The sequence below is a fragment of the Leptothoe sp. ISB3NOV94-8A genome (genome assembly GCF_043421595.1).
GTDB classification, from domain to species: domain Bacteria; phylum Cyanobacteriota; class Cyanobacteriia; order Phormidesmidales; family Phormidesmidaceae; genus Leptothoe; species Leptothoe turfae.
On record NZ_JAXSQW010000006.1, the window covers coordinates 12,965 to 25,075 of the forward strand.

Annotated in this window: 16 protein-coding genes; 6 read left to right on the top strand and 10 right to left on the bottom strand. The window is 44.4% G+C overall.

Going from position 1 to position 12,111, the window contains the following annotated elements; all coding sequences use genetic code 11:
- Positions 1 to 6 precede the first annotated feature (6 nt).
- The 4 genes from SPB21_RS35165 to SPB21_RS35180 are packed head-to-tail and all read right to left on the bottom strand — an operon-like array spanning position 7 to position 1,631.
- Positions 7 to 540 (bottom strand): hypothetical protein, encoded by a 534-nt coding sequence (locus tag SPB21_RS35165; RefSeq protein ID WP_023071284.1) that lies wholly within the window; start codon positions 538 to 540, stop codon positions 7 to 9.
- A gap of 45 nt (positions 541 to 585) precedes the next feature.
- Positions 586 to 1,233, bottom strand: coding sequence for a hypothetical protein (locus SPB21_RS35170; RefSeq protein WP_499869694.1), 648 nt, complete (start codon positions 1,231 to 1,233; stop codon positions 586 to 588).
- 29 nt (positions 1,234 to 1,262) lie between these two features.
- Positions 1,263 to 1,427 (bottom strand): hypothetical protein, encoded by a 165-nt coding sequence (locus SPB21_RS35175; protein WP_163671940.1) that lies wholly within the window; start codon positions 1,425 to 1,427, stop codon positions 1,263 to 1,265.
- Between the two features lie 24 nt (positions 1,428 to 1,451).
- Entirely contained in the window at positions 1,452 to 1,631 is a 180-nt protein-coding gene (locus SPB21_RS35180; protein ID WP_499869695.1) for a hypothetical protein, read from the bottom strand.
- 234 nt (positions 1,632 to 1,865) lie between these two features.
- On the opposite strand from SPB21_RS35180, the gene SPB21_RS35185 reads away from it, so the two are divergent.
- From SPB21_RS35185 to SPB21_RS35195, 3 genes are all read left to right on the top strand, one after another.
- The gene (locus SPB21_RS35185) at positions 1,866 to 2,159 is read left to right on the top strand and encodes a hypothetical protein (protein WP_163695370.1); all 294 of its coding nucleotides are present in this window, start codon (positions 1,866 to 1,868) and stop codon (positions 2,157 to 2,159) included.
- A 414-nt stretch (positions 2,160 to 2,573) separates the two neighbouring features.
- Positions 2,574 to 3,143 (top strand): hypothetical protein, encoded by a 570-nt coding sequence (locus tag SPB21_RS35190; protein ID WP_499869696.1) that lies wholly within the window; start codon positions 2,574 to 2,576, stop codon positions 3,141 to 3,143.
- A 12-nt stretch (positions 3,144 to 3,155) separates the two neighbouring features.
- The gene (locus SPB21_RS35195; RefSeq protein WP_499869697.1) at positions 3,156 to 3,503 is read left to right on the top strand and encodes a hypothetical protein; all 348 of its coding nucleotides are present in this window, start codon (positions 3,156 to 3,158) and stop codon (positions 3,501 to 3,503) included.
- Between the two features lie 361 nt (positions 3,504 to 3,864).
- Here SPB21_RS35195 and SPB21_RS35200 read toward each other — a convergent pair whose 3' ends face one another.
- The 6 genes from SPB21_RS35200 to SPB21_RS35225 all read right to left on the bottom strand — a co-directional run bounded on the left by SPB21_RS35200 (position 3,865) and on the right by SPB21_RS35225 (position 9,521).
- Entirely contained in the window at positions 3,865 to 5,304 is a 1,440-nt protein-coding gene (locus SPB21_RS35200) for a PP2C family serine/threonine-protein phosphatase (protein ID WP_499869698.1), read from the bottom strand.
- A gap of 109 nt (positions 5,305 to 5,413) precedes the next feature.
- A complete protein-coding gene (locus SPB21_RS35205) occupies positions 5,414 to 6,085 on the bottom strand; it encodes a vWA domain-containing protein (protein WP_163671946.1) in 672 nt (223 codons plus the stop codon).
- Between the two features lie 37 nt (positions 6,086 to 6,122).
- Complete coding sequence (locus SPB21_RS35210; RefSeq protein ID WP_163671947.1) at positions 6,123 to 7,130, bottom strand: hypothetical protein; 1,008 nt, start codon at positions 7,128 to 7,130, stop codon at positions 6,123 to 6,125.
- A gap of 107 nt (positions 7,131 to 7,237) precedes the next feature.
- On the bottom strand, positions 7,238 to 8,410 hold the full coding sequence (locus SPB21_RS35215; protein ID WP_499869699.1) for a PIN domain-containing protein: 1,173 nt from the start codon (positions 8,408 to 8,410) through the stop codon (positions 7,238 to 7,240).
- 56 nt (positions 8,411 to 8,466) lie between these two features.
- Positions 8,467 to 8,859 (bottom strand): hypothetical protein, encoded by a 393-nt coding sequence (locus tag SPB21_RS35220; protein WP_163671949.1) that lies wholly within the window; start codon positions 8,857 to 8,859, stop codon positions 8,467 to 8,469.
- A gap of 497 nt (positions 8,860 to 9,356) precedes the next feature.
- Positions 9,357 to 9,521: a DUF6399 domain-containing protein gene (locus tag SPB21_RS35225; protein ID WP_431732059.1), complete on the bottom strand. Its 165-nt coding sequence runs from the start codon at positions 9,519 to 9,521 to the stop codon at positions 9,357 to 9,359.
- A gap of 119 nt (positions 9,522 to 9,640) precedes the next feature.
- Between SPB21_RS35225 and SPB21_RS35230 the strand changes: the two genes are divergently transcribed.
- The 3 genes from SPB21_RS35230 (at position 9,641) to SPB21_RS35240 (ending at position 12,087) form a co-directional block, all read left to right on the top strand.
- Positions 9,641 to 9,772, top strand: coding sequence for a hypothetical protein (locus tag SPB21_RS35230; RefSeq protein WP_250565504.1), 132 nt, complete (start codon positions 9,641 to 9,643; stop codon positions 9,770 to 9,772).
- A gap of 505 nt (positions 9,773 to 10,277) precedes the next feature.
- On the top strand, positions 10,278 to 10,919 hold the full coding sequence (locus SPB21_RS35235; RefSeq protein WP_163671951.1) for a hypothetical protein: 642 nt from the start codon (positions 10,278 to 10,280) through the stop codon (positions 10,917 to 10,919).
- 139 nt (positions 10,920 to 11,058) lie between these two features.
- The gene (locus SPB21_RS35240) at positions 11,059 to 12,087 is read left to right on the top strand and encodes an NAD(P)/FAD-dependent oxidoreductase (RefSeq protein ID WP_163671952.1); all 1,029 of its coding nucleotides are present in this window, start codon (positions 11,059 to 11,061) and stop codon (positions 12,085 to 12,087) included.
- The last annotated feature ends 24 nt before the right edge of the window (positions 12,088 to 12,111 follow it).

Genomic DNA, 12,111 nt, shown 5'->3' on the forward strand with positions numbered 1-12,111 from the left:
CACAAGCTAGGACACAAGCCGCAGGTGCCCACGTTTGACAGAGCCCGCTTCCGTGCCACTACGTGACTCATCGGTCATGCCACGAAGCTTCATGGTGAGACCCCGTTGGAACTTGGCAAAGCCGATATTTGCTTCTTCGACCTTAGAAGCATGAAGGAGACCACTTTGACGTTTGGCCGTATTAACTTCGTGCTTGAGAGTTTGCCACTCGCTGAAGGCCTGCTCGATAGTGATTTCAAGCGAAGCGACCTTCGTTCGCAGTTTGCGAGTTGCCTTGTGGTATTTCTCGGCGGCTTCAACGAGGTGGGTGTACTCTTCCACAACCCTGGTGCTTTGGGCATAGAGTGTGGCTTGTTCTGTGATTTTGTCAATTGCTGCATCGGCAGCTGCCTGGTCTTTGTAGACCAGGAGATTATCGGGAATGGTAATACCCGGTTGAAAGCCTATCCGTTCAAGGTTTGCTGGGTTGACGGTGCCATCGGCGAGCCCGTCTTTGGCAGAGAGGCTGGAGCGGATATCTTCTGTAAGTCCAAATGCCATAGATATGCGGAGTAGAGGACAAAGAGAGTTTTGAGGAGTGCTGCATCACCTCCCATAGAGTTCGTTTCTTAGGATGTTGTCGTTCCCATAGAGAACTTGAATATCGTTTTGTATAGTGTTGAGCTGTTTTACGAGGCCACCCTGTCTGAACTGCCCCACACCAAGCAGCACCAGCACGAGGGAGGCTCCAGTAATACCGATCAGCTGAGAAATGGTGAGTCGCTTTTGCTCTAGGCGTTTGAGTGTGGCGCTCGTTTTCTCGACTTCCTCTGACGTTATCTCTTGCTTCTGGGTGAGAAGATCAACTTCAGCGCGTAGTCCCTGGTTTTCAGCGAGAATCTGTTCAATCTGGCTGACCAACAGATGAATGTTGTGATGATTGCGTTTGAGATCACTATCTATTTCAGGCAGGAGCTGTTCTAGCTCGACAAGACGCCCGAGCACATCGCTGTACATTCGGTGGGTTACCCGATTTGTAGTTTGCAGATCGATGTGAAGGTCTCGCTGTTGCCCCTGGAGCAGGGCTATTGCAGCGAGAGGATCGCCATTGGCCGCCTGTGTCCCCAGCGCTGGATGAGAGACGATGTTGCTTTTTAGCTCCTCCTCATCTGGCTGTATTCGCCGTTGAATCCGGCGAATGCTTGTAGCCAGCTGCGAGATGCGATCAGGGTTTTGAGAGTTAGAGGAAGTCATGGGTTTGACCTCAGGGGTGAGTGTGGCCGTTATTTCCAAAACTGGAGGGTATCGATAACTGAGGTGGTGACGATATCAGCGCACGCTTTAGCATCCATAAGTGGATCGGTGTGTGCCCGAGCTTTCCAGCCAAGCCAGAGACAGGGAGCGCCCGAAAGAATGGCAATTAGCAAATAAGGAAGGAAGCGAAGCATAGCTAGTGGTGGATTTGGGGGCTGCTAGGACAGATTTTGTGAACGATCGCAGCTATTTACAGGAACGAATTGAAGCTCCCTTAGCAGACGCTCCAAGGTCTGCAGCTCTGCTAAGGCAGAACTAACGGCCTCGGATAGATTCCGATCCGGGTATCTGGTTAACAAGTCGCTGTAGACGCGATCGCGGATGGAAACTTTTGCCATATCGATGACGGATTGGGGAATGTGGACGAAAAAGTCAACCAGTTGGACTAAATATAACAGAAAAATATATTAAAAATAGATCAAAAACAATATAAAAAACACTTAAAAATAATCATTTTCCTAAAAGGCTTGTCGTGCATATGTTCCGATTGATCTCTGAATCAAAAATGAATCAGTTTTGGTGGCAGAAATACTGTTAAAACATGAGTAATCGAACACGGATGCCAACGATTTATGGCTAAGCGCTTTCAAATGCCTTTTTTAGGCGAGTACTATAACGACCTGCTTGCTATAGAAGCGTGGCTGAAAGATCGATCGGCACCCACCGAAGCCCAAAACATGCTGTGTTCTGCCCTTACGGAGCGCGAAGCGACTAGAAATGCAATCATTGAGCGTCTGGCCCGAAAGCGCGGCATATCTGCAGAAGCCTTAATCGACCAAATCTTGGCAGGTACTGCCGAGCACTTAACCCCGGAAGAATACGCCACACTCCGGGACCAACAAGAGCAAGAGGCAGATGACGAATAAGTACGTGAATGCAAGACGATAACCTGATTAATCGCCCCCGCCGTAACCCCTATTTAATGCCATTGAGGACAACCCAGTAGGCTGGGTTCTAGGGCGGCCTCCCGGCCCTAGCCATGGGGGTTTGGGGAACTCGGAGGGACCCCAAGCAGCCGGTTTTGGCACCCTCCGATCAAAAAAGGAAAGCTTAGAAAATACCTGCAGTTAAGAATTGACGAGTCCATAGCTGGTCGTAAATTTTGGTGCTGTTTTGACGTGGTTTAGGACCCTATGGAACCACGTTGGACCAATCCTATCCCATTTCGGTCATTTGTTACCAAAATGGTAAATTAATTTTCTTTCTGGTAATAAGCTCCATTACCTAAAAGTGCTATCGTGACACCTGTAGGTATTCCGTGACACCATTGTGGTAAACCCATGGCCACACAAGGCACACCACTATTTGAAGACTTGGAAGACGGCGGTCTGGAGGTATCCCTTAAATACCTCTACGCCGATGATGTGTATTGGGAGAAGTATGAGCTAGCGTGCAAGCACCTGATGTGGCTACGCACGACGTTGGTATCTCAGCTGATTAACTCGTTTATTGCCCTTCATTGGGAGTACTACGCTGATTGCGCCGAGCTAGATGCTAAAGCTCGGGGGCTGTCAGTGCAAGACTTCTTTGATGAATGCTGCAATTTTGAGGCTGAGCTGACTCCATATATTAAGGAGCGGCCCACATTTAAACCGTCACCGCTGGATTCCATTATTGATTGTGAGTCCAGTAGCGCTTATCGAAGACGTGTGAGAACGATTCGGATTGGTCGGGCCAATGGGGCCTTACTCCGCATGGTCTCTGTAGTGGATCGCGCTAGTCTGACGGTTGTAGTCAGTCGGGTGCTCAGGTGGCACTTTGATCGCTACTGGGAAAAGCTATACGTCCCGCAGATTCGTGCAGCGGAGGCTAAATCGTTCCGTCGTATGTTTAGTAAACCTCAAGAGTAGGAGACATTTTCAATGGTTGCTACCCCGATAAAACCTGCGTTAAAGCCAGTGGCTGAAGTGGATACCGATACGCTGATAGCCACATTTCTTGAGCAACTTGGCGCACCGTGGACTGATGCCCAGGATCAAGCACTCTCAGCATTTAAGGCCGGCAGTGCCGATGGTGTAAGAGTGGCAGCGGCCACGAACCTTGATGATCCGTTTTGTAAAGCATTGGGCTACATGGCAAGTATTGCGAAGAAGCCCCCTACGTTGGCGGTGCTGCTGGCTGAGTCGGCCAGGGCCATTGCCGATACGAATAGGGCGAGGACGATTGCTCAGTTGGAGGGTGCGATCTCATCTGCTTTTACAGCTGAGTAGATTGGTATCCCGGTATCATTAGAGTCTGGTACTAACTTGACAAAATATTTTAGAAACGCCCTGGCCTTCGGTTTGGGCGTTTTTTGTGAACGAATTGCTACTAATCTGTAGCAGTTCGTTCATGGCGTGGTGACAGCATAGCTGCAACGAAGTGCAATAAGGGCCACTGCGTCGTCCGAAACAACGCAAATTCGTTAAGAGATCAGAAAAAATCTCAATCCGCCTCAAAAATACACTACAAAATAGCTATCCTGAAAAGATTATCACACAAAGGTTTCAGGCTGATTACACTTCGTTGCAGGAACGCTTGCATTAGGCCATATAGCAGTGCTGTTTTAGAGTTTATGGCACTTTATAGCAGCTACGCTTGCACTACGCCTGATAAGAGTGCAATACTCCTGTCGTCGTTACCAAACGGTAACGACCAAATTTCAGAGTCTTCCAAAAAATCAGTTAATTTATTGTTGGTAAGTTCGCCTTCTCGAACCTCTTTGAAAAATGTGCTAATTCGACCTGCAATTTTTTTCCCATCAAAACTGACTAGTTTCTCGCTTGCTCCATCTGTGAAGGCTGCTGCACCAGTTATATTTTGACAAGGTAAAAAGCCGTATTGAAAATTCTTACTTGTAGGAGCTTCAGTAATGAAACTAGTGGCATTTGCAAACTCTCCTTTGCCAATTGATCCAACTAATTTAAGCTCTCCATTAGCTTCTACGACGATACATCCATCTCCGAATTTCAACCAAAACAACCGATGCTTACCTAGCAAAACAGCAATCAAGGTACATTTTAGCGAAGCGATGTCATAGCCTTTCTCTTCTGATAGCCTTTCTAAAGAGGAAACAGCAGCTTTAATGAATCCGTAGGCATAAGCCTCGGTCGTTTCAGACTCAGCAAATTCTTCCTTATCTAAAATCTCTCTGTTAATAGCCTCCAAGTTTTCAGAGCTAAGAGAGCTGCTTAGACCACGAATAACTTCATTGGCACCGAAGTGTGAGTTAGCAGCGCTACCGGCACCATCTGCAACAAAAAGAGCCGGTCTCGGAGAAGTTATAGAAATAGCTGCATCCTGGCAAGGAATAGGAGGATCTACTCTTAAATGGGAGTGTCCTACTGTTTTAGCATAAGCACCTTTCCAATTGAGTGGTTCGTTGTGCTCGGATAAGACTGTTAATGACGCATTTGAATTATCCAGATCTCTATTGGTGTCATTTTCCAATGAACTTAGCGTCTCAGAGTCTTTTTCCTCTTGAAATTCATCTGAACTCTCTATTTGTTCTTCGATGCTATCTAGTTCTTTTGTTTTCTTTTGATTGTCTATACTGTCAGAACTATCGTTCGAAGCTACAACTTTCTCTTCATCTTCGCCTTTATGTTCTTCGCCAGAATCCAAGTCTGATGTTATTGTACCGCTATTCTGGATATCTTGTTCATCATCAATTCCATCATCAATTTCATCATCGTCATCCTGATGTTCAGGTTGTAAAAATTTAAGATTGCTTACAAAATATCTACTTAGAGGTGACTTAATTCGTTCCCTTTCTTGATCTTCAAGAAAACCGCGCTGAATTTCTATATCTTGAATGACGCTATTCAAATCCTCTTCATGCTTCAGACTACCCTTGAACTCGACTAATTTATCAAAACTGAGATAGTATTTCCCTAGTTTTTGTTTTCTAGAGGTGTTGGCAAAAATTATTGCTTGTAAAGCCAGTGGATTAGATGAATGTTTATGCAGGAGGCCACTAAACTCCTCATCGCTGAATGGGATTGGTTTTGTTCTACTGGTGTTTGTGCTCATGATATCGACCGCAAATCTAAAAAATTGGGTACAAGTATTAGCAATGCAGCAATCAAAGTTATGAGGCATTCTATTGTAAAACTATGAGATTTTGATAGCTCTACAGCTTCTATATTCGAATGTCTTCCCACCCTTTTGTTGAAGGTATATCGATACTAGTACCTGGAGTGGATACGCTAACTTGAGCCATGCTTGCAGAAAGCCACTTAAAGAAATCCCGAAACCTGTATCCAGAAAGCTTTTTAGGAGGTCGATTAGCTGGGCATGCCAACGCAAGCTTATTCAGATTACAGTAGTCACCGATACCGATACCGAAAACTAGATATTTGTTGTTTTCGCCACTACGTCTGAGCTGTGCGGCTGCCTGTGGATAAACATCTTCATCTGTAGGCTCACCATCAGTCATGATTACAATCCAAGGTTGGTAGTATGCAACACCTTTCTTCTTATATTCTTCTTTACGAGCATCTAGAAGTTTAATCGCTCGAAGGATTGCGGATCCCATTGAAGTGGCTCCTTGGGCCGTAAAGACGGGTGTATTTACCTGCGATATAGACTGAATAGGAACAACTTCGGTTACAGTAGTATCAAAAGTAAGAACTCCAAGTTCAACAGCAAAAGATGCAAATTTATCCTGGCAAACTTCTTCTATGAACTGATTAACACCTTGGTTAAGCTCTTCAATTGGCTTACCGTGCATACTGTAACTAGAGTCCAGAAGAAGCATACAGGCACAGCGTGGAGTCGGATTTATGATTAGATCATCATTGTTGGAAGGCATATTTCGTTCCTCGTTATTTTTCTTATTGGAGTACTTATTAGTTGGCTATAGATTTAGACCGACTTCCCCGATATTTACTAATCTTGGGATGAGAAGGGCGAATTTCTTTTTTGCTATGTCCCTTTTCCATTGTCCAGTAGTAGTTTCCTAATGCTTTTTCCCATTCCACGATAGATGCACGATTAGAAGGGTCGTTTACACCATGTTGTAGCGTCCGAATGAAAAGACCTTTGACCTCATACGTCAAGTGACTCCAGATAGTAAACCAAGGTCCAGGAGGTAAAGCATTCTCTTCTCCCGGACGAGCATTGCCTTTTCCATACGGAAAAATACCTTGTCTGAGATTATCGACCGGATTCCCTCCCCCTACTCGACTATAAGGGTGCAGACCTAGCATTAAACACTGAAACATCAAGATAGCCAGTGAAAAGAGATCGCTTTCAACAGTTCGTATCACATTCTGGAAGTCTTGCCCATGGTGCTCAACAGGGGTCATTTCTGGTTTTCCAACTGGGCAAGGGAATATGCTCGATCCACTGGTTATTTGGTAGCTATCAGTATCAATAAAATATACTTTTGAGGTTTTTGGATCTGCTAAGAAGTTGCCTAAGTTAATGTCACCAATGTAAATCTTTTTACGGTGCAATTTTTTGAGTGTATCCAAAAGATTGATTAAGATTGTTACTATTTGCATCCTGTTGAGGCCAGGAAAGCTATTTAAGTAAAGCATGGCATGTCCAAGCGTGCTTAACGGCTCCCCATGGGCTCTTTTCATTGCATATCCAATCCACTCATTCTTGTCATTGAAGACCTCTATTTGTGGCCATGAAAGAAAAGGCTCTCTAATGAGATCTGTCATCTTGGTCTGAGCGCTTATTTTTTCACGAAGCTCGTGTCCTTGTTCTCTTAGCTTATCAGGATGGAAAATCTTAACTACAATATTAGGGTTTTCATTAAGGGCAAAAACATCTCCTTGTCCGCCACTACCAATTTCATTCCCTAACCTACGTGGTTGGTTGTTCGCATCATAAACAGTTAAAACCATGATTTTTAGACAATAATAATGACTAGGACAAAGATTACTGTGCTTTAATGTGTTTAGATTCTTGATAGCACCCGAAAGTCGCTCTTGTTCCAACAGATAGATCTAAATCATTGCTGAGCTAACCAAGCTTCCACAGATGGATAATCTGTGTATGTAATCGGTATCTCTCCTAATAGCTCAACGGCTTTCTTTACTTGACTGCGTGAGGCTAGAACCTCAATGGCATACTTGTGCTTTAGTTTGCTTAGCTTTTCTTCCCCATTAGAGCTAAGCTTTCCGCCTTGAAGATTCTTTAGCTTTTGTAACTCGTTAATTGGTCTTAGTAGTGCTTCTGAGTTCTCAGTTCTTCGAAAATCTAGGATTCCGTTATCGGCTAAAGCTAGTAATTCGGGAGGTGTCGGCGGTGTGGGTTCAGAAATAGGTATATTAGGTTCCTGAAGAACCACAATGCCTGTGTCTGGATCGATTTCTGAGGTTGCTTGCTGCCGATTTAGTGAATAAAGACCGAGAAAACCCAATACTAGAAGAATAATTAGAACTACGCTTGAAGCAATAAAATTATTGTTTCGAGCGTTTGCATTGTTATCTCTCCTATTTATAGGAGTTTTTGATGGAGGCAAACTTTTGTTCTTACCTTGCCTACCTTTTTTTCTGGACTGATTGGTTGAGGGAAGAACCTCAACATCAATAGTGTTATCTCTAGAATGAGTTATGTTTTTAGAATTACCACCGGGAAGTTTTCCAGATGTTTGAGCGATGCCTTGATAAGCCACGTTGATAGCTTGCGGCAACCTAGTCTTATTACAGCCTTCTCGACACCATTTAGCAATTTCTTTGGCTTCGATCATGCAGAAATTTGGCAGAAACCGCTGCGATTGAGCAACTAAGGCCATTTTTGTTAAATCGTAGGTTACGAGAGCAACTACACGATCCCTATTTTTTCCTGCTAGCTCGATGGCAGAATTTAGAATTTGCCTATCTATCTCTCTCGGTATAGGAATTCCTGGATTATCTTCGATACCCGATACATGGTAGCTCGGATGATCTTTAATAAAGCTTATACATTTTTTTGCTTTGAATCTGTCTTTATCCTTCCTAGATTTGGCTATTTTATCAAGCTCAAAGAAGGTTGCACCCGGAATATAGCATAGACCAAGTTCTTGATTATTCCTCCAAACCTTGTCCGGATTCCTATCATAAGCAGACAACAAAGCACGTGTATCAAATACGAGTATACGACTTTCTCTTGGCCGCTTACTTGGATGAGCCAAATTGGACATGCAAATTAGTCCTCATCAAATTATTCTTCTAATTTAACCAGTGCCAGTAGATGCAGTTAAAAAGGCATATCCCCGTCCTTTTTCGAGCGGGGTTTACTCTTGTTATCAGTGCCGTAAAAAGGAGTAGGCTGGTTCTCTAAGGGAGCTGCATTATCGGTCTTACTACCAGTATTCTTATTGCGAATATTTCTTTTGTTGCTTCTTGTTCGCCTTTTCTTTGTATTTCTTTTAGGACTCGGACGCCTTTTTGGCTTTGGGTTTAAATTCAACTTAGAGGATGGTTGACCAGGCGATTGATTTCCTCTATTGCCTGGGCCAATTCCAAATTTAGCCTTGAACCAGCTTAAGTCGAGATCTAAAAAAATATCTCTATCTGTAAATAGACCGATATAGATAATACAGAAACTTGTAAAGACAAGTAGAAATCCTAGACTCAGCTGATCTGACATTTCAGAAACCTGTAAACAGATGCCTATAGCTCATCGAGATGAGGTTTAGTGATCTTTGACTCTTCTAACCAAGCTTTAATAAGGTTTAGAACAGCTTCATTCATGCTCATCTTCTGTAATGCACAAGCTGCTTTGAACTGTGCTCTTAACGAGTCCGGCATCGATATCTTTAACGCAACGCCATGCTCCTTACTCATGCAATTCAACAAACCTCGCAATTAGGGCAAAATGGCAGTTCAACACAAATGGGCAATAAATCCATATACTACAAAGTATCCATTTTCACCCAGAACTGTCTTGAGTGTGCCTAGAAGTTTTTGAGGTATAAAATAACACTTAGACAAAATGATCCAGTTTTGTCAAGGTCGGGTCATAGCCTTGGCGGAGTTAAGCGATGAGCCATGCAAGAACTCACACTAAGACAGAATCGATGCTTCACTCGGTGTCGGATTGGTGTAAATGCTAACTTTAGCGGCTACCCACTTAAGTCGGGACAGTCAGCCTGACAGGAATTTGTGAGGTAGCACCTTATCTCGTTTCCGAGGCACCGGTAACTCAGGCATCTGGTCTAATACGGTTTGAAATAAATTGGGATGTGACTGTTTAAAGATCCGTTTAGCTAATGAATTAGGATTGCATAGTCTATTGCCCCCGGCCCACATCGATCAGCTTGATCAAATTTATGGCATTCGTGGGATTCAAAGACTGAATGATCCCGAAAGCCTCAACCAGCGGCTCTGGCCTTGGAAAAGGCTTACGGCATGCTTTTGGGATTGGGGCCATGAAATCTGGCATCCAGCTCAACATGCTACAAAAATGGATGGGCCATCCTGATATGAAGACCACAGCCATCTATGCTAATGCCCTTGGTGATGAAGAGCGTGAGATTGCAGCAAGAATGTGGGTGAGCTGATTACAGCCAATGATAGCTGTATCTTTTGGACACCTCGATTTATTGATTTTTTGAGGAATCGCGTCTCAAAATCCCAAAAGCCTTGTTGTCCCATGCGACCAAGTCCTGCTAACCCTAAACCCTGACTATGATCTCACATTGAGACTCTATTTTTGGATTAATCGAGGTGCCCTTTTGTAGAACAAAAACCTTTGGCTTGAATGAACTCATGCACCAAGTCAGCCAAGGGAGCACTTCACCTTTCTGAGCAACGATAAACTCCTTTCAAGTTGTCTAGGATACACCAACATATTAAAAAGTACCCTTAGGGAGTATTGCCGTTAAATGGTTGCTCCTTATACACTTTCATCGTTGAGGCTAAATCCATCGTTTTGTGTGCATCATCAGCTTGAGCAGGTTTGACAACCACTATATTTAACCCTGTTCTTTTCAGCTTCAGAAGATTCTGGTAGATACAGATACCCAACAGCACAACGCAAAATATTCAAATACAAGGAGTCAGAAAATGACTATTGACCTAAGCTCAGATTTTGCGAATGGGGCCGAAGGCTGGTCAGCAGGCTTCACGGACTATGCTCTGACTTTAGCTGATCTCGGCCTGTCATCCGGGATTCGGCCGATGCCAGAAAATCTAGGGTTGAACAGCACTGGTTACTACATCCAGGGAAGAAATAGCTCCGATGATCTATTCATGTTCCTGGCACGAAGATTAACACCCGAAAACCAAATTAAGCCCAATACCACCTACCGCTTGGAATACGAAATTCAATTTGCTTCAGACGCCCCTTCAGGAGCTATTGGAATTGGCGGTGCACCAGGTGAAGCAGTGTTTGTAAAGGCTGGGGCAAGCTCTGTTCAGCCGATAGCACTGATCGATGTTGCGGGTCAGATATCCATCAACATTGATAAAGGGAATCAGTCACAGGGAGGGCGAGATGTGGGTGTTGCCGGGAATGTTGCCAATGGTCGCAATCCAGAGGAACCAACAGAATATGCTTTAGTAACACTCGTTTACCAACATCCAACTCCTGTTACAGCTGATGCCAATGGAAACTTATGGTTGGTCGTCGGAACAGACTCAGGGTTTGAGGGGCCGACAGCGCTTTATTACACCAAAATCAATGTGAAACTGAGTCACTGTGGATAATCTGAAAAAATAGCTGAAGCTTTGACAAATTTACTTTTAGTCCTCCCAAAAAGGCTGGATTAACGTAAGACGCAGGGAGTAAATCACTTTCTTATGCCACTAAGCTTTTGTAACATAAACCACTAGTTTGTTCGCTGTCATGGTTTACGACGCGATTATTATTGGTGCAGGCCCAGCTGGATGTGCCGCAGCGATCATATTAGCTCGCTCTGGATTGAATGCTTTATTGCTGGAAACTTCTGCATTCCCGAGGCATCGTCCTGGAGAATCCTTACATCCTGGTGTTGAACCGATATTTGCAGCTCTTGGGATTGCCTCAGCTGTCAAAACTGCTGGGTTTGTGCGTCATATTGGCCATCGTATTGTTTGGTCACTAAACGCTCCTGAACAGCTAGAGCGATTTGGTAGTGATGACCAAGGAGAATGGAAAGGGTACCAGGCTTGGCGTCCAGAATTGGACCAGATTTTACTGCAACAAGCTCAAGCCCAAGGTGTTACTGTTTGGCAGCCATGTCAAGCACGAGCACCCATTTTTAATGGCAATCAACTGATCGGCTTGGATACAGATTGGGGTAACATTCAAACCCGTTATGTCTTAGATGCGTCTGGTAGGTCGCAATGGCTCTTGCGTAAACTGGGTTTGAACACTTTAAAGTACTCTCCACAACTCATAGTTCGCTACGGTTACGTGCATTGTTTCCAGGGACCGAGCATATTTGATATTCCCCTTATGCAACGCGACATTACTGGCTGGACGTGGTTGGCACGGGTGCGCCAGGAGCGGTGCGCTTGGGTGCGTATGCAGTTTGACGGTATCGATCCAGGTCGCAACTGGCGACCGCCACAGCTGAAAGATTGGGTTGAATTTTGTCCCAGTAAAGGAGAGAACATGACTTGGCGAATCAGTGAAACTTTAGCGACAGAGAGTTGGTTTCTAATGGGAGATGCAGCTGTTGTTCTTGATCCTGCATCTTCTCACGGGGTGCTTCGGGCACTTATGTCTGGAATGCAAGTTGCCCACTTGATCACGTCTACTTTTCGAGGAAACATCTCAAAAGCTGGCGCAGCTGGCCTTTACTCACGATGGCTCCGGGAATGGTTTTACCATGATATTACCCGCCTACGCGAACTCTATTCGGGAAAAAGTAGAGAACCGGCCCTATCCTAAGTACTTCTCCCACATTCTTCTCAA

Coding starts and splice junctions, on each gene's coding strand:
- SPB21_RS35165 (WP_023071284.1), bottom strand. CDS start 540: ATGGCATTTGGACTTACAGAAGATATCCGCTCCAGCCTCTCTGCCAAA.
- SPB21_RS35170 (WP_499869694.1), bottom strand. CDS start 1,233: ATGACTTCCTCTAACTCTCAAAACCCTGATCGCATCTCGCAGCTGGCT.
- SPB21_RS35175 (WP_163671940.1), bottom strand. CDS start 1,427: ATGCTTCGCTTCCTTCCTTATTTGCTAATTGCCATTCTTTCGGGCGCT.
- SPB21_RS35180 (WP_499869695.1), bottom strand. CDS start 1,631: ATGGCAAAAGTTTCCATCCGCGATCGCGTCTACAGCGACTTGTTAACC.
- SPB21_RS35185 (WP_163695370.1), top strand. CDS start 1,866: ATGGCTAAGCGCTTTCAAATGCCTTTTTTAGGCGAGTACTATAACGAC.
- SPB21_RS35190 (WP_499869696.1), top strand. CDS start 2,574: ATGGCCACACAAGGCACACCACTATTTGAAGACTTGGAAGACGGCGGT.
- SPB21_RS35195 (WP_499869697.1), top strand. CDS start 3,156: ATGGTTGCTACCCCGATAAAACCTGCGTTAAAGCCAGTGGCTGAAGTG.
- SPB21_RS35200 (WP_499869698.1), bottom strand. CDS start 5,304: ATGAGCACAAACACCAGTAGAACAAAACCAATCCCATTCAGCGATGAG.
- SPB21_RS35205 (WP_163671946.1), bottom strand. CDS start 6,085: ATGCCTTCCAACAATGATGATCTAATCATAAATCCGACTCCACGCTGT.
- SPB21_RS35210 (WP_163671947.1), bottom strand. CDS start 7,130: ATGGTTTTAACTGTTTATGATGCGAACAACCAACCACGTAGGTTAGGG.
- SPB21_RS35215 (WP_499869699.1), bottom strand. CDS start 8,410: ATGTCCAATTTGGCTCATCCAAGTAAGCGGCCAAGAGAAAGTCGTATA.
- SPB21_RS35220 (WP_163671949.1), bottom strand. CDS start 8,859: ATGTCAGATCAGCTGAGTCTAGGATTTCTACTTGTCTTTACAAGTTTC.
- SPB21_RS35225 (WP_431732059.1), bottom strand. CDS start 9,521: ATGTGGGCCGGGGGCAATAGACTATGCAATCCTAATTCATTAGCTAAA.
- SPB21_RS35230 (WP_250565504.1), top strand. CDS start 9,641: ATGAAATCTGGCATCCAGCTCAACATGCTACAAAAATGGATGGGCCAT.
- SPB21_RS35235 (WP_163671951.1), top strand. CDS start 10,278: ATGACTATTGACCTAAGCTCAGATTTTGCGAATGGGGCCGAAGGCTGG.
- SPB21_RS35240 (WP_163671952.1), top strand. CDS start 11,059: ATGGTTTACGACGCGATTATTATTGGTGCAGGCCCAGCTGGATGTGCC.